The sequence below is a fragment of the Chryseobacterium sp. 14P4.3.2 genome (assembly GCF_057799275.1).
In genome coordinates this window covers 493,769-513,621 of record NZ_JBYOKO010000001.1, presented here as the reverse complement: position 1 = coordinate 513,621, position 19,853 = coordinate 493,769, and the positions used below count along the sequence as shown (strand labels likewise).

At 37.5% G+C, this 19,853-nt stretch carries 14 protein-coding genes; all 14 read left to right on the top strand.

Annotation, left to right across the window (positions count from 1 at the left end):
* The first annotated feature begins 128 nt into the window (after positions 1-128).
* The 14 genes from AC27VX_RS02330 to nadC all read left to right on the top strand — a co-directional run bounded on the left by AC27VX_RS02330 (position 129) and on the right by nadC (position 19,673).
* A complete protein-coding gene (locus tag AC27VX_RS02330) occupies positions 129-1,628 on the top strand; it encodes a GH3 auxin-responsive promoter family protein (RefSeq protein ID WP_488693671.1) in 1,500 nt (499 codons plus the stop codon).
* Positions 1,629-1,697: 69 nt separating this feature from the next.
* Entirely contained in the window at positions 1,698-2,060 is a 363-nt protein-coding gene (locus AC27VX_RS02325; protein ID WP_236856994.1) for a hypothetical protein, read from the top strand.
* Between the two features lie 92 nt (positions 2,061-2,152).
* Entirely contained in the window at positions 2,153-3,388 is a 1,236-nt protein-coding gene (locus AC27VX_RS02320) for an MFS transporter (protein ID WP_300691461.1), read from the top strand.
* A 301-nt stretch (positions 3,389-3,689) separates the two neighbouring features.
* Positions 3,690-4,301: a hypothetical protein gene (locus AC27VX_RS02315; RefSeq protein ID WP_300691464.1), complete on the top strand. Its 612-nt coding sequence runs from the start codon at positions 3,690-3,692 to the stop codon at positions 4,299-4,301.
* Between the two features lie 28 nt (positions 4,302-4,329).
* Entirely contained in the window at positions 4,330-6,426 is a 2,097-nt protein-coding gene (locus AC27VX_RS02310; protein WP_236856991.1) for a T9SS type B sorting domain-containing protein, read from the top strand.
* A gap of 100 nt (positions 6,427-6,526) precedes the next feature.
* Positions 6,527-8,680 (top strand): T9SS type B sorting domain-containing protein, encoded by a 2,154-nt coding sequence (locus AC27VX_RS02305; RefSeq protein ID WP_488693668.1) that lies wholly within the window; start codon positions 6,527-6,529, stop codon positions 8,678-8,680.
* Positions 8,681-8,833: 153 nt separating this feature from the next.
* Positions 8,834-10,420 (top strand): replicative DNA helicase, encoded by a 1,587-nt coding sequence (gene dnaB / locus AC27VX_RS02300; protein ID WP_236856989.1) that lies wholly within the window; start codon positions 8,834-8,836, stop codon positions 10,418-10,420.
* Between the two features lie 47 nt (positions 10,421-10,467).
* On the top strand, positions 10,468-10,944 hold the full coding sequence (gene rnhA / locus AC27VX_RS02295; RefSeq protein ID WP_236856988.1) for a ribonuclease HI: 477 nt from the start codon (positions 10,468-10,470) through the stop codon (positions 10,942-10,944).
* A 163-nt stretch (positions 10,945-11,107) separates the two neighbouring features.
* The gene (locus AC27VX_RS02290) at positions 11,108-13,366 is read left to right on the top strand and encodes a T9SS type B sorting domain-containing protein (protein WP_488693665.1); all 2,259 of its coding nucleotides are present in this window, start codon (positions 11,108-11,110) and stop codon (positions 13,364-13,366) included.
* Between the two features lie 179 nt (positions 13,367-13,545).
* Positions 13,546-15,804 (top strand): T9SS type B sorting domain-containing protein, encoded by a 2,259-nt coding sequence (locus AC27VX_RS02285; protein ID WP_488693663.1) that lies wholly within the window; start codon positions 13,546-13,548, stop codon positions 15,802-15,804.
* Between the two features lie 119 nt (positions 15,805-15,923).
* Entirely contained in the window at positions 15,924-16,550 is a 627-nt protein-coding gene (locus AC27VX_RS02280) for an NAD(P)H-dependent oxidoreductase (protein WP_236856985.1), read from the top strand.
* A gap of 31 nt (positions 16,551-16,581) precedes the next feature.
* A complete protein-coding gene (gene nadB / locus AC27VX_RS02275; RefSeq protein WP_488693661.1) occupies positions 16,582-18,153 on the top strand; it encodes an L-aspartate oxidase in 1,572 nt (523 codons plus the stop codon).
* 14 nt (positions 18,154-18,167) lie between these two features.
* Positions 18,168-18,800: a hypothetical protein gene (locus tag AC27VX_RS02270; protein ID WP_236856983.1), complete on the top strand. Its 633-nt coding sequence runs from the start codon at positions 18,168-18,170 to the stop codon at positions 18,798-18,800.
* Between the two features lie 12 nt (positions 18,801-18,812).
* The gene (nadC, locus tag AC27VX_RS02265; RefSeq protein ID WP_488693659.1) at positions 18,813-19,673 is read left to right on the top strand and encodes a carboxylating nicotinate-nucleotide diphosphorylase; all 861 of its coding nucleotides are present in this window, start codon (positions 18,813-18,815) and stop codon (positions 19,671-19,673) included.
* Positions 19,674-19,853: the final 180 nt, after the last annotated feature.

The window sequence follows — 19,853 nt, the reverse complement described above, 5'->3', positions numbered from 1 at the left end:
ATTAACATATAGTTGTTATTTTCATAATCAAATTTCGATAAGCCGATGGAATCCGTTTCATCGGTTTTTTTTATGTGAAGCTTGATAAAAATGGCTCCAGATTCTTTACTTATTTATAAATTTGGACCATGTTAAACTTCTTCAAGAAAAATGCAGCGCTTATCTGGGCAAAAAAACATGTTCAAAAAGCGGAGGAATTCAAAAAAAGTTCGGAGAAAAATCAGGAGGATTTATTACTAACTCTTGTCAATACTGCTCAAAAAACACTTTTTGGACGGGAACACGACTTTGAAAACATCCATTCTGTAAAGGAATTTCAGGATAGAGTCCCTGTGGCAGATTATGAAGACCTTAAACCTTATATTGAAAGAATAAAAAAAGGACAGGCCAATATTCTATGGACTGATACTCCTGAATATTTTGCAAAAACTTCAGGAACGACTTCAGGCTCTAAATACATTCCTATTTCTAAAGAGGGAATGCCTTTTCAAATTGCCGGTGCCCAAAGTGCCCTGTTTCATTATATCAACAAGAAAAACAATGCTGATTTTGTCAACGGAAAAATGATTTTCCTACAGGGAAGCCCAACACTGGAGGAAATTTTCGGAATTAAAACGGGAAGATTATCCGGCATTGTAGCGCATCATATTCCCAATTATCTTCAAAAAAACCGTCTGCCCAGCTGGGAAACCAATATTATGGAAGACTGGGAGGCCAAAGTAGACAAAATCATTGAAGAAACAGAGCATGAGAATATGACGCTGATCTCAGGAATCCCACCTTGGCTTATCATGTATTTTGAGAAGCTAACGGAAAAACATGGAAAAAAGATCACAGAGTTATTTCCACATCTTCAGCTTCTTGTCACCGGAGGGGTCAACTATGAGCCTTATCGGGACAAAATGGAAGACCTTTTGGGAGGCAAAGTAGATATTATACAGACTTTTCCTGCTTCTGAGGGCTTTTTTGCATTCCAGGATGATTATACCAAGGAAGGGCTTTTACTGTTAACAAACCATGGAATTTTCTATGAATTTATTCCGTTGGAAGAGTATTGTAAACCCAATGCGAGGAGATTAACTTTAAAAGAGATTGAACTTAATAAAGATTATGCTCTTATTCTTACTACCAATTCAGGATTATGGGCATATTCCATAGGGGACGTTGTACGTTTCATCAACAAAAATCCATATAAGGTTTTAGTGAGTGGAAGAACTAAACATTTCACTTCGGCATTTGGGGAACATGTGATTGCTTTTGAAGTGGAAGAAGCTATGAAAGCAACTTTAGAAAAATATCCTGCCCAGATTACAGAGTTTCATCTTGCTCCGCAGGTAAATCCTGAGGAAGGACTTCCCTACCACGAATGGCTGATTGAATTTGAAAAGGAACCTGAAAATTTAGAATTATTCAGAAGAGAACTGGATGAGCAGCTGAGGGCCAGAAATACCTATTATAATGATCTGATTTCCGGGAACATTTTACAAAAACTTCACGTTACAAAGCTGAAAAAAAATGCTTTCCATGAGTATGCGAAATCTCAGGGGAAATTAGGCGGTCAAAATAAGACCCCCAGATTAGCCAATGACAGAAATATTGCTAATCTCTTAGAAATTTACAAACTTTAAACATATTTTTTCAATTCCAAAAACGTATATTCGAAAAAAATTATAAATTTGAAAAACTAAAAGAAAATAATGAAAGCATCTGTACTGTTGAAATCGTCTTTATTAACATCTTTATTTGTCATTACATCTTGTGCTACTACAAAATACAGCGATGATGTTTCAAAAAATAACTATTCTAATCTGGAAGCCGGAAAAATTTATAAAGTAACGATGAGAGACGGCTCTCCGAAACAGAAAATACTGTTCAGAAACATCGTTGGGGATAATCTCGTAGGTACAGCAGGTAAAAAAGACAGCACAGAAGTGGTGATTCCTAAATCCAATGTAGCCGCTGTAAAGGACAGAAGAAAAGCAAGAATTGCGGCAGGCGCTACCATTATTGGAGCAGCAGGTGTAGCAGCATTGGTAATCAGCTCTTCAAGAGCAGACTAAAATAGATTTTATCTTTCAGGATATATTTAATATATCTTTTAAAAATCAACATATGAATAGCCTTAAATAAATTTTTAGGGCTATTTTTGTTCATGATTTCCTTTACCCCGTTACAAACATTACAAAATGTTGAGTTTAGAAATCTTCTTACCGGGAGATTTTTTATAGTTTTAGCTTTCAGAATGCTGGCCACTTTATTAGGATGGTGGGTATACCAACTAACAAAAGATCCTTTTTCCATTGGTCTTATCGGTCTTTCGGAAGTAATCCCCGCCGTAAGCTGTGCTTTGTATGCCGGACATGTAATTGACATGAATGAAAAAAAGAGACTGCTCCTTATTTGTAATTACACTTATATTTTCCTGATCGGCCTTTTACTGATCCCAGCCTTTCTAAATGTAGAAATGCATTTTACAGGACACCAGATAACTTATTTTATTTATGGGGTGATATTTTTCACAGGAATTGCAAGGGCATTCATTGGTCCAATTGTACCTTCCATGATTCCCAAAATTGTAAAGAAAGAAAATCTGCCTAATGCTGTAACTCTTAATCAGGCTACTTTCCTGATCTCTTCTGTTTGCGGACATGCCATAGGCGGTCTTCTTATCGGGTTTTTCAGTGTAAAATGGACCCTTGTTGTCATTTTATCTTTAATATTTGTAGCTTCCCTGTTTTTCTGGCAGTTGAACAAACAACATTCTGAATATAAGAAGGATACTGTAAATGTTGTAGAAAGTATGCGTGAAGGAATTTCTTACATTTTTAAAACAAAAGAAATTTTAGGAGCGCTATGTCTTGATATGTTTGCGGTACTTTTTGGAGGTGCCGTAGCGATGATCCCGGTATTTGCAACGGACATTCTAAATTCTGGAGCTGAAGGTTTTGGTTTACTTAACGCCGCTTCGGACATAGGTTCTATGTGTATTATTACCATATTGTCTATCTTCCCACTGAGAAAAAATCAGGGTAAAATTCTTCTTGTGGTTGTAACAGGATTTGGACTCTGTATTATCGGATTCGGCTTATCCAAATTGTATTGGCTGTCCTTTATGTTCCTTGTGATGAGCGGAATGCTGGATGGAATTTCTGTTGTAATCAGAGGTACAATTGTACAGTTAAAAACTCCTGACCATATAAGAGGCCGTGTACTGAGTGTGAATTCAATTTTCATTATGTCCAGCAATGAAATGGGGCAGTTTGAAAGTGGAGTTATGGCTAAAGCCTTAGGAGTTGTGCGCTCTGTGATATTCGGAGGATGCATGACTGTACTGGTGGCATTAGCTGTGGGAAGCACCAACCCAAAATTAAGAAAAATGCAATATTAACAAACTCTGTATCAGCACACTGAAAACAGAACACTGATTTAAAGTCAATTCAAAATACGTAAAATCAGGATAGAAATATTTTCTATCCTGATTTTGCTTTTACAGCTATTTATCAGAAATTATTCATCGTTTTTTATCTGAAATACCCATATGAAACATTAATTTCTTTACGATCTTGATATAATTACAGTTAAAGTAAAAAACAATAATACACACTAATACCGTATTTTCTTTAAATATATCTCACAATCTTTAAATTAACATTAATAATTTTTTATATTTGCTTTATAAATTATCCCTTATGAATAAACTTTTATTAATTTTGGGCTTTTTCATGATAAGCTGTTGGGCAAAGGCTCAAGCTTTTACTGACAAAGCTTTAGCACAGGCTGTTTCACAGCTCAACACCTCCAAAACAGCAAACGACTACGACGGCCTTTTCAATAAATTTTCTGGGGCAAAAACTTCTGAAAAATGGACAGCGAATTACTATGCCGCTGTTAGTTTATACCTTAAAAATGAGTTACAGCTTAAAAATTCAAGCGGACAAAACCTGGTTGAAAATAATGCTATGGCCATAAAAATAGCAACGGGAATATGGACATCACAAAGAGACAACGCTGAAATCAACACTTTAATAGGGTTGCTTTATTTCCAGAAGATACAGCTAAATGATACTTCTAACCTTCAACAGGACATGAATGCCCTATCGCAAAGCATTGAAAAAGCTGAAGCTAGCTCTCCAAGCAATCCCAGATTAGCTATTCTAAAAGCAAAAATGAAAGAAAAATCTGGAGATAAAGCAAACGCTGATCTTTTATTTCAAAAAGCTTCAGACGAGCTGAATAACCAAAACTCTTCGGGAAGCACCTCCCCGGCATGGGGTAAGCAATTACTGCCATCCACTAAATAATCTGAAGATTTTTAAAATTTAAATCAAAATGAAAAAATATATACTCGTTTTTCTATTTTTCATAGCACAAATGGCTTTTGCACAACAAGACTGTGCCACAGCCATTCCAATATGCAGTGATGCAGCTATTTCTCTTACGCCTAACGGCTGGGGAGATGTCAAAGAAGGCCAGGTGGGCTGTTTAGCGCCAAATGGAGAGAGTAATTCTATATGGCTTACGTTTAGTATAGAAACTGCAGGAACTTTAACATTTGTAGTTACCCCTACAGGCCCTACTGCTGTAGGAATTGATTATGATTTTGCCTTATATGGACCCAATCATAATTGCGCAAATTTAGCCGCCACTCCATTAAGATGTTCTTATGCAGGTGTGAATTCAACAATTGTAAACCCTACGGGTCTTAATATGACCGCGACCATTACAAGTCAAGGGTCTGTGGGCGACGGTTTTGTAAAATATATTGATGTACTTCCAGGACAGGTATATCATTTACTTTTAAATAACTATTCTACTCAAATTGCCCCATTCACCCTAACCTTTGGAGGAACAGCAAAATTACTTACTCCTTTTGATAATAATTCAACTCATACTTACCAACCCAATCCTTTTGTACAACCAGGACCTACCCTGAATGGAGAAATCCCGGTTTGCGGAAAAATTGTAAATTATGATTTCTCTACTTTTTCGGCTCAAATCCTGAATGCTAATCCTAACTTCGTAGTAAAATATTACGCATCTCCAACTGATGCTATTGACGATGTTAACCCCATCACTGCACCTACGAATATTAATGTAGCAACTACTTATACTTATGCAATCAGCTATGTTGACCCGAGCAGCCCTACCAGCTTCCTGAATCAATGTAGAGAATATGGACAGATCAAATTCTTAGATAAATCATTCACCCTGACTCCGGCTACACTTACTTCATGCAGTAACAACAATTCCGGAACTGGATTATACGATTTGTCAACAGCCACTGTAGGAGCACTTCCCAATCATATATTACAGTATTATCCTTCTATGTATGATCTTACCCATGGAACGAACGAGATTACCAATCCTTATATGTACGTTTCTGCGGAAGGTTCAGCCTTTGTAAAAGCTACCAACGAGTTTGGATGTACTGCCACTGCAGAAATCACTCTTAAATTCTATCCGCTGGTTACTGCAGCTGATGCTGCTATAAGATCATGTTTTATAGAATCAAACCCTTCTACCGCTTTATTTAATCTTGGAAATGCGGCCGTTACAAGTCCAACAGCTACAACTACAAAGAGGTATTTCCCATCACTAACTGATGCTATAGATGCTACGAACGAAATTTTAAATTTCAATGCTTATATTGCTCCTACCGGGTTTGTGTATGTAAGGGTATCTGACAGCCGTGGATGTTATACCGTAGCAAAAATCAGCCTAACGGTAATTGCTCCTGTAACATCAAGTGTACTGAAAGATAAAATTATCTGTGTAGAAGACACTACTACTTTAGATGCAGGACCCGGCTTCAAAAGCTATGAATGGAGCACCGGAGCAACTACACAATCCATTACTAATGTAGGAGTAGGAACATATTGGGTAAAACTGAAAACAGGAGACTGCGTTGCCACTCAGGCAGTAACTATATATCCTTCTGAGCAGCCGGTTGTAAATGGAATTGACGTTTCTAATACGACACTTACCGTAAACGTAATAGGAGGAACACCAGATTACCAGTATTCTATGGATAATATAATATGGCAAAACTCAAACACATTTACTAATATTGCAAGAGGGACTTATACAGTCTATGTAAAAGATGCTTATGACTGCGACCCGATTGAAGTTACAGTGGTAGTTCCTAATTTGGTAAACCTTATCACTCCAAACGGAGATGGTGTAAATGATGTTGTAGATTATTCTGCATTAGCCGGCAAACAAAACCTTGTATTGAGTATTTTTGACCGATATGGAACAAAAATTCACCAGGGTGACAAAACCAATGGCTATAAATGGGACGGAACCATTGCCGGCAAGAAAATACCTACTGGCACTTACTGGTACTCTGTATCATGGAATGAAAACAATAAAAAGAACACTCCGTTCAAATTTTCAGGATGGATTGTTGTAAAAAACAGAGAGTAATTCATCTCTACAAAAGCCGCTCTGGCGGCTTTTGTAGATTAATAATAATGATAAAAATTTATTTTCCCTCAAAATTTGTTTCACAAAAATCGTTTAACCAATGAAAAAAATACTACTTCTTTTTATTTTATTGATAACACAGGCGGTCTACTCACAATCAGACTGTATTTCAGCAATTCCTATCTGTGGTAACTCTGATATTTCTTACACTCCTTCAGGAGTTGGGGATATCGTAGAAATCCTAAAACAAAACGGCGGATGTCTTAACAGTAATGAAAGATATTCCGTTTGGTACACATTTACTGTATCAACACCAGGAACGCTTGCATTTAAAATCAAACCTAATAATCAGGGTGATGATTATGATTTTGCAGTCTATGGACCGACAACAAACGGATGCGCTTCTTTACAGAATGCCGACCATGTATTTATTCAGCCTATAAGATGTAACTACAGTGGTACTCCCGGAGACACAGGGCTGGACCTGACTATGCCTCCTCCGGCAGTATTTCCTGTTAACCCTCCTGGTAATACATCTGACATGAACGTCGGAGGTACAAAGTGGAGTCCATATATGAATGTTTTAGCTGGCCAAACCTATTATCTGATCATCGATAATTTCAGTAAATCTACCAATGGATTTTCTATGGAATGGTCTGGTACCGCAAGTTTAAGTTCTGCATTTAACAATCCAGTGCTTGCTCCTAATCCATTTATCCCGCCAGGAATTCCATCAACTGATACAACTGAGCCTAGTAAAGTTATGGTCTGTAACCTACCTACTCAATTTGACTTCTCTACCCTTAGCGCAGCAATTGTGAACGGAAACAGTGCTGACTTTAAAGTAACTTACCACAAAAAAGTGAACGATGCTCTGACAGGAGAAAATGCTTTAACAGTAGAATTGGTAGATGGAGTTACAATCTACTACTACAGAGTCGTATACAGAGACCCTACCAATCCGAACAACCCAATCAACGGATGTTTTATAACGGGTAAATTTAAATTTGTGAATGCTGCTATTACAGCGAACTCCGCTACTTTATATTCATGTAACAATAACGGAGCAGGTACCGCGAAATATGATCTTACAAGCGCAAATGTATTTGGCGGCACAGGAGCTGTTATCAAGTACTATCCTACGTTGGCAGACATGAATGCAGGGACTAATGAGATTACGAACCCTGCCAACTATGTCTCACCGGAAACCACCGTATATGTAAAAGTGCTTTCCTCTTTCGGATGTATTGCAACTGCAACTATCCGACTGGCATTCTATCCGACAGTTGTGATAAAAGATGCATTGCTTGAAAACTGTTACATCGACAATGATGTTACTCATTCAACATTTGATCTTTCTAAAGCAGCAATCGGATTACCTGTTCCATTGCCAACAGGTACCATTGTAAAATATTACAAATCGGTAGCAGATGCCCTGGCACAGACCAATCCGATTTCAAACCCGTTAAACTACCTTTCAGAAACAATTACAGTATACGTAAGAGTAGATAATGACAAGCAATGTTATGCTATTTCTAAGATCGTACTGAAAGTATTGCCTCCTGTACAATCTGCTGTTCTAAAAGACAAAACAATTTGTCCTGAAGGTAAAACTACATTAGACGCAGGACCTGGATTTGACAGCTACGAATGGAGTACCGGAGCAACTACTCAGTCTATCAATAATGTTAGCGTAGGAGTTTACTGGGTAAAACTTCAGACCGGAAAATGCTTCACTCTTCAGGAAGTACGTGTACATCCTACTCTTCAGCCTGTTGTTTCAGGTATAGAAATTACCAATAACAAGATTTCTGTTACGGTTACAGGCGGAGTTCCTCCATACCAATATTCCATTGACGGTATCAACTGGCAGGATTCCAACGCATTCACAGGACTTCCGAGAGGAGAGAATACCGTTTATGTAAAAGATAAATATAACTGTACTCCGGTTCAGGTAACCGTTACCGTTCCGAACCTTGTCAATGCTATTACTCCGAACGGAGATAATGTAAATGATTATATTGACTACTCTGCATTAGCTTATAAGAAAAATCTGGTCTTCATTGTATATGACAGATATGGAAATAAACTTCATGAAGCTAAAAAAATGCAAAACTTCACATGGGACGGAACAGCGTTCGGCAAGAAAATTCCAACAGGAACTTACTGGTACACGATTTCGTGGAATGAAGACAATAAAAACAATACCGAAACAAAATACTCAGGATGGGTATTGGTAAAAAATAAAAACTAAGTTTTCACTTACTATTTAACAAAATCACCTCAGACCGGGGTGATTTTTTTATCAACATAGGCAATGTCCTGTTTACAGTATTTTCAGAAAGACTGCTAATAATTTGTTGAATACTATTTTTTTATTATTTTTTAAATAAGCTATCTTTGCACCATGGCGCAGAAAGAAACATTATCATCCCTTACACACGGAAACTTTGCAAAAGAATTGTCTATTGCGGATGGAAAAATGCCTCCCAATGCAGTAGATTTTGAAAGACTTGTTATCGGAACTTTTTTGATAGACAAAAAAGGTCTTGACCATTCCATAGATCTGCTTACTCCAGAAGTATTTTATGATCCCAGACATCAGGTTATTTTTTCTACCATTTTAAAGCTTTACGAAGGCAACCATCCGGTAGACTTAATGACTATCATTCAGGAACTGAAAAAAGAAGATAAGCTGAACCAGGCGGGTGGAGACCATTATATCATCGACCTGACTATGGGTGTAAGTTCTTCTGCCCATATTGAATACCATGTACGTGTTATTCTGGAAAAATATATCTTAAGAAGCCTTATCAACGTTTCTGCTAACGTAATTGATTCTTCCTATAAAGAATCCACGGATGTTTTTGAACTGCTGGACAAAGCAGAACAATCATTCTTTGAGATTACCAATGGAACTATTAAGAAAGGATTCGACACTGCCAATTCATTGGTAAAGCAGGCTATTGACACCATCAAGGCTTTAAAAGACAAAGAAGGTATTTCCGGAGTTCCTTCAGGATTCAGAGATATTGATAAAGAAACTGGTGGCTGGCAGAATTCTGACCTTATTATTATCGCAGCCCGTCCCGCAATGGGTAAAACGGCATTTCTGCTTTCCATGGCAAGAAATATTGCTGTAGAACATAAAATCCCAATGGCATTATTCTCTCTGGAGATGGCTTCTGTACAGCTTATCACCAGGATGATCGCCTCGGAGACAAAAATTTCATCTGAAAAATTAAGAAAAGGAACTTTGGATGATGAAGAATGGCAAAGACTTTTCTCCAATGTGTCAGAATTGGAAAATGCTCCTTTGTACATTGACGAGACTCCCTCTCTTTCTATATTTGATTTCCGTGCAAAATGCCGAAGACTTGTAATGCAGCACGGAGTAAGACTTATCATGGTTGACTACCTTCAGCTGATGACAGCAGGTAGCAGCGGAAAAGGAGTTGGAAACCGTGAACAGGAGATCTCCATGATTTCACGTTCATTAAAAGCTATTGCAAAAGAACTTAACGTTCCGGTAATTGCTCTTTCCCAGCTTTCGAGAAGTGTGGAAACCCGTCCTGGAAAAAGACCTCAGCTGTCAGATCTAAGGGAATCCGGAGCGATTGAGCAGGACGCGGATATTGTATCTTTCATTTTCAGACCTGAGTATTATAAAATAACTGTTTGGGATAACGATGAGGAAGGACAGGAAACTTCTACAGAAAATCAGGCAGAATTGATTATCGCCAAGCACAGGAATGGTGCAACTGCAGATGTGAGATTATCTTTCTTAAAGCATTTTGCAAAATTTGGAGATATCGAAGCTGCTTTTGACAGCACTGCAGGAGGAGGATATCCATCTAACTTCGGACAGCCAAGCGGTTTTGATAAGATCAAGACCACCATCCAACCAGGTGCGGCATTTGACTTACCAGACAGCTCAAAGCTTTCCGGCTCATCAATGAATGACTTTGATGACGATGATGATTTTCCATTCTAAACCATAAGATTTAGACTTAGGCTACAATTAATTTTTACAAAACAGATTTGAGAATCGAAATTTATACTGACGGGGCTTGCAGCGGAAATCCAGGAAAAGGCGGATACGGAATTCTTATGCGTGTACCTGAGAAAAACTATCAGAAAACATTTTCAAAAGGTTTCAGAAAAACCACCAATAACAGAATGGAGCTTCTGGCTGTCATCACAGCACTGGAAAAGCTGAAGTCAGTAGAAAATGACATTCATGTGTATACCGACAGCAAGTACGTATCAGATGCCATCAACCAGAACTGGATTGCAGGATGGATCAAAAGAGGCTGGAAAAATGTAAAAAATCCTGACCTCTGGAAAAAATTCATAGAACTTTACAATAAACATACCCCTAAAATGCATTGGGTAAAAGGACATGCCGGGCATTTCGAAAATGAGCTTTGCGACAAACTAGCTGTTGCCGCCGCCAGCTCTTCCGATCTGGAAATTGATACTTATTTTGAGGGACTGGACAACAATAGTCTTTTTTAATTAATTTAAATAAACACAGGATTTCAAACATAAGATTCATTATTCTGCTACAGGAGGCGATTTTTATTAAATAATAATTAATTTTTTTAACAAAATTAACATTAAATACATATTTTTTGATTGGGATTTAATATCTTTACTTATAAATCTAAGTCCCAGTTAAATGAATAAAAAATTACTGTTTTATTTTTCCGTTCTTTTTTTGTGTATAACAGGAAAGTCCTTTGCCCAGACTTATCAACTTGCCGGAAACCCGGTAAACACCACCGGATGGACAATGGTTTCCCCCACACAGGTAAATACAGATTTCATCCAGCTTACGCCAGATACTAATAATCAATCTGGATCTATCAGACTGAATGACCCCATTAATTTAAAATATTGTGACAAGTGGAGAGTGGAATTCGACTTCAGAATGGACTCTAACCAAACTTCTAATGGGGACGGAATTGCATTCTGGTATCTGGCCAATCCACCGGTTGCCAGTGTACTAGGTTCCGGCCTTGGCGTTTCCCAAAATGCAGTTGGCTTTATTGTCGGATTCGACACTTACAACAACACCACTACCGCCACAATGAGTAAAGTACATGTGGCTTATGGACAGGTTCAGAATACAACAGACACCAACAATGTCGAGTTTTTTAATGTTCCGGGAAGCTCCTTTCATTCACCAGACCTGAATACAACACAGCCTTTTCAGGGAACGACCTTTAAACACGTTGAAGTAACCGCTCAGGTAGATCCTGCGGCACCTACGAACTGGATTGTCAAAATAACAATTGATGGCAATGTGATCTGCAATCTGTCTTTTGCTCCTTCGGGTACAGCTGCAGCAATGACAGTGGGTTATTTTGGTTTTTCAGCTTCTACAGGAGGAGCAAGATCAAGACATTCCATTAAAAATGTAAAAATATATACCGATAAGGTTCCTATTTTACAGAATTCTGCCACTCAATCTTTCTGTCCGAACCCTACCACTGGTTTTGGAAGCGTAAACCTGACCACTTTCAACTCACAGTTTGTCAGCAATACCTCAAATTACACCTTCACCTACTATCCGCTGGGAAGCTCTACACCTATCGCTAACCCTACCAATTATCAGTTCAATGCCAATACAACTGTGACAGTGGTCATCAAAGATAATGCAGGAATATTGTGTGATAATCCGGACGCCAAAATCCTATTAGTTCTTGCCCCTTTCAAGGCAGAGGACAAAACCATTACAGAGTGTAATAATAATAAAATAGGGACAGCAACATTCAACTTGAATTCTGCCAATGTAACAAATGTTCCGGGTGTTATTAAAAAGTATTACAAAACACTTACCGACCTGAACGCAGACACCAATGAAATTCTGAATCCTACCAGTTATTTCTCCGCTCCGGGGACTGTTTATGTAAAAGTAACTACTCCACAGGGATGTACAGGCACAGCGAAAATCACACTGGCTTTCTATACAGACACCTCAGTGAAAGAAGCAACTCTAAGATCATGTTTTATTGAAAACAATATTACGAGCGCTGTTTTTAATTTAACAACTGCTGATGTCACAACGTTAACAACAGGAGTAAGTAAAAAATATTACACAAGTATTAACAATGCTTTAGACGGAACTAATGAGATCATGAATCCACTTCAATATCTGTCTACAAGTACAGCCGTATATGCAAAAGTGACAGATGCTAACGGATGCTTTGCCATTGCCAAAATCAACCTTTTGGTTCTTCCTCCTGTTAAATCATCAATACTGAAAGACAAAATCATTTGTATCGGTGAGAAAACAGATCTGGATGCAGGTTCAGGTTTCGATGGATATGAATGGAGCACCGGAGCCACAACTTCGTCTATTAAAGATGTAGGGGTAGGTTCTTATTGGGTAAAGCTTAAAACAGGCAACTGTATTACGACCCAGATTGTCAATGTAAAAGCATCTCCCAATCCTGTTATTTCAAGTATTAATATTGATAATAATATGATTACGGTAAATGTGTCGGGAGGAACCCCTCCATACCAGTATTCTATAAACGGATTCAGCTGGCAGACCTCTAATATCTTCACAGGACTGGCGAGAGGTGAAGTAAAGGTCTATGTAAAAGATTTCTACAATTGCACTCCTGTTGAAGTCCAGATTACAGTACCTAATCTCATCAATGCCATTACTCCCAACGGCGACAATGTAAATGACGTTATTGACTATTCTGCTTTAGCTTATAAGAAAAATCTGTTATTCACTGTGTATGACAGATATGGAAACAAACTATATGAAGCAGGTAAGATGAGAAATTTCACGTGGGACGGGACCGCTTCCGGTAAAAAAGTTCTTACAGGAACTTACTGGTATACCATTTCATGGAATGAAGACAACAAAAACAATACTGAAACTAAATATTCAGGCTGGGTACTTGTCAAGAACAGAGATTAACCTTTTAAGATCAGAACTACCTTTTTCATAGGGTGGTTTTGATTTTTTTATGAGTCTGTTTCTAATCCAAATCAACCACACTATTTAACCATAAAAAAGGATTAACAGTCCTCAATTTCAATATTTTAAAATTCAGAATTTATTTAATATTATAACTAACAATATCACAACCAACCACTATGAAAAAAGATATACTCATTTTATTGCTGTCTGTCTTACTTTGTTTGCCAGGCAGATTTTTTTCACAAACCTACCAGCTTGCCGGAAATCCGGTAAATACAACAGGCTGGGATCTTGTTTCTGATGCTGTAGTAAGCGCAGACTTTATCCGGCTTACAACCGACCAGACCAGTAAATACGGAGCCATAAAATTATCCACCCCCATCACTCTAAGCTATTGTGACAAATGGAAAGTGGAGTTCGACTTTAGAATTGACGGGAATGGAACCACTCAATTTGGAAGAGGAGATGGTTTCACATTCTGGTATCTTGCGAACCCACCTACAGGATTTGTATCAGGAGGAGGACTAGGGATCCCTGCTAACGCTTCAGGACTAATGGTAGGCTTTGATATTTTCAACAATACTACTGAAGCCCAAATGAGTAAAGTACATATTTTGTATGGAACCAATAATACAGCCGGTAATAATATTGAATTCAACAACACGGCCGGAAGTACTTTCCATTCGCCTGATCTAAACCCCACACAACCTTTCGTAGGAGATGCTTACAGGCATGTTGAAGTAAATGGAGAGACAGACCTTACCAATCCTATAAACTGGATTATCAAAGTAAAGATAGACGGTGTGCTTATCGTTGATCAGTCTTTTGCTCCTTCCGGAGGTGCTGCAGGGATGTCACAGGGATACTTTGGTTTCTCTGCTGCCACAGGAGGTGCCAGTGCAAGACATTCTATTAAGAACGCAAAGGTATATGTAGATAAAGTTCCCATTTTGAGTAATACTTTAACACCGTTTGTATGTACCAATCCTTCCACCGGAAATGGTGTAGTAGATCTTACCTCATTCAATGCTCAGTTTGTAAACAATCCCGGGAATTATCTTTTCACCTACTATATATTGGGGAGTTCTACCCCTATTGCCAACCCTTCAAGTTTTCAATATTCAGGAAACACAACTATTAAAGTTGTTATCAAAGATCCTACTTCAACACTCTGTGACAATGGTGACGGAGTTATCCAGCTTAATCCCACTCCGTTTGCAGCAACGGACGCTACTCTTATTGGATGTAATAATAACAATGCGGGGACTGCGACGTTTGACCTCACCACAGCAGCAGTAACAACGCTCACAGGTACTACTAAAGAATTCTATCCTTCTTTATATGATATGAATAATGGTACCAATCAGATTATGAATCCTGCCGCATATCAGTCGCCTGCAGCTACTATATATGTAAGAGTAACCACAGCACAAGGATGTGTAAGCACCGCCAAAATCACTTTAAATATATATCCTGTTGTCACCGTTAACGATGCCGAAATAAGATCGTGCTTTATTCAAACCAACCCTTCTACAGCATCCTTTAATCTTACAGGAGCTATAGTTTCCCAGGGTGGAGCATCCAAAAAATATTACCCATCACTAGCTGATGCCATCAATGAAACCAATGAAATCACAACTCCTACAGCCTATATTGCACCTAATGGAGTAGCTTATATAAAGGTATTCAACACAAACAACTGTTACTCAATCGCCAAAGTTACATTAACTGTACTTCCTCCAGTATTCTCTACGGTCTTAAAAGACAAGACGATCTGCATGGAAAGCAAAACAACTTTAGATGCCGGAGCCGGTTTCAAAAGTTATGAATGGAGTACCGGAGCTACTACGCAGACCATAACAAATGTGGGAGTAGGTACTTATTGGGTAAAACTAAAAACAGGAGATTGTACAGCAATCCAGACCGTAACAGTATATGCCGCTGAAAATCCGGTGGTCACTAGTATTGATATCTCAGGAAACAAAGTTACTGTATACGTAAACGGAGGAACTCCTTCTTATCAATATTCAATGGATAATATTATCTGGCAGGATTCCAATATATTCACAAATGTGGCCAGAGGAGAAGCTAAAGTATTTGTGAAAGACAATTATAACTGTACGCCTATTGAAATCAACATCACCGTTCCTAATCTGGTTAATGTAATTACACCTAATGATGATGGAATTAATGATTTTGTTGACTATTCTGCCCTTGCAGGTAAGCAAAATCTGGAAATAGGAATTTTCGACAGGTATGGTTATAAAATTTTCCAGGCTGATAAAACCAATGGATACAAATGGGCAGGCACTACCAATGGAAGCAAAAAAGTTCCTACCGGAAATTACTGGTACTCTGTTTCATGGAAAGAAAATAACAGAACCAACACTCCAATAAATTTTTCTGGTTGGATTGTTGTAAAAAACAGAGATTAAATACACTTTTCACCTATATAAAAAAATCACTCCGCCAGCCGGGGTGATTTTTTATTTACAGGAAGGAGATATTTCATTTTAAAGCCTCTTTATTCATATTCAATTCTTAAATTTGTGCTATGAATTATTTGGAAGCTTTAAGCAGAAGATATTCTGTAAAGAAATTTAATAATCAAATTATTCCTCAGGAAACGCTGCATAATATTCTTGAGTCAGGAAAACTGTCTGCCAGCTCCCTGGGACTTCAGCCCTATAAAATTATTGTTGTTGAAAGTGAGGAAATGAAACAGAAGTTGATTCCCTCTTTTTACAATCCCTCTCAGATATCCACCTGTTCTCATCTGGTTGTCATTATTTCAAAGAAAAACATTGAAGAACATTATATCCGGGGTTATTTTAATCATATTTCCGAAGTAAGAGAAACCCCTCTTGAGAAACTTGATCCTTTCAGAAATAGTATCAATCAGCATATTAATCAAAAAACACAGGACGAAATTTTCAACTGGGCAGAAAAACAATCTTATATAGTATTGGCCAATCTGATGTATGCCGCTGCTATTGAAAATATAGACTCGTGCCCCATGGAAGGCTTCCGACAGGACCTTATAGAAGAGATTCTCAATATAAATCCCGAAACAGAAAAGGTAACCGTTACCCTCGCTTTAGGCTACCGTTCTGATGAAGATCCTTTCCAGCACATGAAAAAAGTAAGAAAACCAAACGAAAAATTGTTTAAATTTATTTAATCTTTTAAACGATTGTACCTAAAGCAAGCATATGATAAAAGCGGATGTATTAGTAATTGGTTCCGGCATTTCCGGACTTTCCTATGCCATTAAAGTATCTGAACAGCTCCCTGATGCCAAAATCATCATCGTAACAAAATCTGACGAGGATGAAAGTAACACTAAATATGCCCAAGGCGGCCTTGCTGTAGTCACAGACTTCCAAAAAGACAACTTCGAAAAACATATTAACGATACCATGCGTGCCGGTGATGGCGAAAATAAACGCGATGTAGTGGAAATGGTAGTCAAAGAAGCTCCGGCAAGATTTAATGAAATTGTAGAATGGGGCGCTCAATTCGATATGAAAAACGGGAAGTTTGCTTTGGGAAGAGAAGGAGGCCATACCGAAAACAGAATCGTCCATCATAAAGACATTACAGGATTTGAAATCGAAAGAGCTTTACTGGAAACAGCCAATAACAGCCCAAACATTGAAATCCTCGACCATCATTATGTGATTGATATTATTACACAGCACCACGTTCCCGGAAAAGAACTCAATGAAGGCGACATTCACTGCTATGGTGCTTATATTCTGGATGAAAAATCCAAAACAATAAAAAAAATAACATCCAAAATTACCCTGGCAGCCACAGGAGGTGCCGGACATGTTTATAAAAATACCACCAACCCTACGATTGCTACAGGAGACGGAATTGCTTTTGTAGCCCGTGCAAAAGGAAAGGTTTCCAATATGCAGTATTATCAGTTCCACCCAACAGCTTTGTATAGCAAAATGGATGGAATGTTATTTTTAATTTCAGAAGCCGTACGTGGAGACGGAGCAAAATTAAGAACCAAAAGAGGCGAAAAATTCATGCACAAATATGATGAACGGGAAGAGCTTGCCTCAAGAGATATCGTTGCAAGAGCTATCGACGCCGAAATGAAAATTACCGGAGACGAATTTGTAGGTTTAGATTGTAAGGAAATGAATCATGAAAAATTCTTAGAACACTTCCCGAATATTTACAAGAAGTGCAAAGACGAAGGAATTGATCCATTCACTCAATTAATACCCGTTGTACCTGCCTGTCATTATTTAATGGGAGGAATTGAAGTAGACAGAGACGGACAGTCTTCCATTAATAATCTTTTTGCTGTAGGAGAATGCACCAATTCCGGATTACACGGAGCAAACAGACTCGCTTCAAACTCCCTGCTTGAAGGGCTTGTTTTCGGCCATAATGCAGCTATGAAAGCTGTAGAGCTTCTAAAAGAAAACAATTTCAACTTTGACGATCTGAAAGCAGTTCCGGAATGGAATGAAGAAGGAATGAAAATCATGGATGAAATGGTGATCGTAAGCTATCTTAGAAAACAGCTTCAGGAAATGATGAGCGACCTTGTAGGTATTGTAAGAAGTAATAAACGTCTGAACATGGCATTGCAAAAACATCAGGAGATTGCAGCAGCTGTAGACGAAATTTACCACTACTCTATTCTCTCACCACAATTGTCAGAACTAAGAAACCTTACCACCGTTGCTTATCTTATCATTAGTCAGTCCATGGAAATGACAGAGAACAAGGGAGCATTTTATAATAAAGACTTGGTTTAAATTTTATTAAACAAATGAAAACCCTGAATTTAAATATTCTTACAACAGTAAATATTTTATTCTATTCAAGAATGATACTTTCATTGATTTGCGGTTTTGTATTATTAAGTTTTTGGGTGAAAGATGGAAAAATTGATGGTTTTTCAAATATAGTCATCTTTGCAGGAATAATGATTTTAGGATTTCTTTTCGGTTTATATGGAATAACATTATTAAAAAAGATTATTGTCCCAAAATCCAGATATCCTTTAGTTTTAAATATTTTATGCAATATGAAGGGCTTAGGAAAGCCTGACTATTATGGAAGTTTAAAATTCGATTTAAATAATATAATTAAAGATAATAAGCTGCGTTTAACTCTGTATTACGTCAATAATCCTCAATATCCGATTTTAACATTCAATAGAGAAAAAATCATTTACTACACTCAAGAATATAATTGGGATAATTTTAAATGGAGCTATAAAGTGATACCACAAGGAAGAAACGAAAAACAAGTATTAGAGTTTCAAGGCATTAATCAAAACAACATAAAAATAAAAGACAATATAGATTTTGAAAAAATAGATGCAAAAGAAAATGAAGTCATTTTGCTTTTCATCATTCATGACTTATTGTTTGGAAAAAGATCTTCGTTTTATTACTAAAAGCAAAAAACAATGAAAAGACCTAGCTACGTAACAGATAAAGCATTAAAGACATTTATAAAAAACGCCCTTGAAGAAGACATTCAGGATGGCGACCACTCTACCTTATCTACCATTCCGCAGGATCTTGTACAAAGTGCTAAACTTTTGGTAAAGCAGCACTGTATTCTTGCCGGAGTAGAACTCGCTGAAATAATTTTTAAAACTTTTGACAAAAACTTAAATGTAGAAGTTTTTCTTAAAGATGGAGATACTGCAAAGGTTGGAGATATAGCCATGATTGTAACCGGAAGTGCAAGATCGATACTTTCCACAGAGAGACTTGTCCTTAACTGTATGCAGAGAATGAGCGGTATTGCAACGCTTACTCACGAATGGGATTCAAGACTGGTAGGTACAAAGACTAAACTATTAGACACAAGAAAGACAACTCCTAACTTCAGAATATGTGAAAAGTGGGCTGTTGCTATAGGCGGTGGAACCAATCACAGATATGGCCTTTATGATATGATCATGCTGAAAGACAATCATATTGATTACAACGGAAGCATCACCAATGCCGTAGCAATGGCGAAGGACTACGTTAAAAAGAATAAGAAAAAACTGAAAATAGAGGTTGAAACAAGAAACCTTCAAGAAGTTCAGGAAGCTATTGATGCAAAAGTGGACAGAATCATGCTTGATAATATGGATGTAGAAACAATGATGCAAGCTGTAAAAATGATCAATGGTTCATGCGAATCTGAAGCTTCAGGTGGTATTACCCGAGATATGCTGAAAGAAATTGCGTCAACTGGTGTCACCTATATCTCTGTGGGAGCCCTTACACACTCTGCTGAGAATATTGATTTGAGTCTCAAAGCAGTGAAATAGCTTTGTATTTTTAACAAAAACACCTACACTTTCTTAAATATTCATCAACATGACTTTTTTCATGTAAAAAATCAATTTTTATTCATGTTGCTGATAATCAATCATTTAATATTATTAAGATTGATTAAAAATTAACATTGAGTTAATAATAGTTAAATTTTATTTTGCGAATTTTGCAGA

Excerpts from the sequence above, each read along its gene's own strand:
- AC27VX_RS02310 (WP_236856991.1), top strand. The coding sequence starts at position 4,330 with ATGAAAAAATATATACTCGTTTTTCTATTTTTCATAGCACAAATGGCT.
- AC27VX_RS02285 (WP_488693663.1), top strand. The coding sequence starts at position 13,546 with ATGAAAAAAGATATACTCATTTTATTGCTGTCTGTCTTACTTTGTTTG.
- AC27VX_RS02315 (WP_300691464.1), top strand. The coding sequence starts at position 3,690 with ATGAATAAACTTTTATTAATTTTGGGCTTTTTCATGATAAGCTGTTGG.
- AC27VX_RS02270 (WP_236856983.1), top strand. The coding sequence starts at position 18,168 with ATGAAAACCCTGAATTTAAATATTCTTACAACAGTAAATATTTTATTC.
- AC27VX_RS02325 (WP_236856994.1), top strand. The coding sequence starts at position 1,698 with ATGAAAGCATCTGTACTGTTGAAATCGTCTTTATTAACATCTTTATTT.
- AC27VX_RS02320 (WP_300691461.1), top strand. The coding sequence starts at position 2,153 with ATGATTTCCTTTACCCCGTTACAAACATTACAAAATGTTGAGTTTAGA.
- AC27VX_RS02305 (WP_488693668.1), top strand. The coding sequence starts at position 6,527 with ATGAAAAAAATACTACTTCTTTTTATTTTATTGATAACACAGGCGGTC.
- dnaB (WP_236856989.1), top strand. The coding sequence starts at position 8,834 with ATGGCGCAGAAAGAAACATTATCATCCCTTACACACGGAAACTTTGCA.
- nadC (WP_488693659.1), top strand. The coding sequence starts at position 18,813 with ATGAAAAGACCTAGCTACGTAACAGATAAAGCATTAAAGACATTTATA.
- nadB (WP_488693661.1), top strand. The coding sequence starts at position 16,582 with ATGATAAAAGCGGATGTATTAGTAATTGGTTCCGGCATTTCCGGACTT.
- AC27VX_RS02280 (WP_236856985.1), top strand. The coding sequence starts at position 15,924 with ATGAATTATTTGGAAGCTTTAAGCAGAAGATATTCTGTAAAGAAATTT.
- AC27VX_RS02330 (WP_488693671.1), top strand. The coding sequence starts at position 129 with ATGTTAAACTTCTTCAAGAAAAATGCAGCGCTTATCTGGGCAAAAAAA.
- AC27VX_RS02290 (WP_488693665.1), top strand. The coding sequence starts at position 11,108 with ATGAATAAAAAATTACTGTTTTATTTTTCCGTTCTTTTTTTGTGTATA.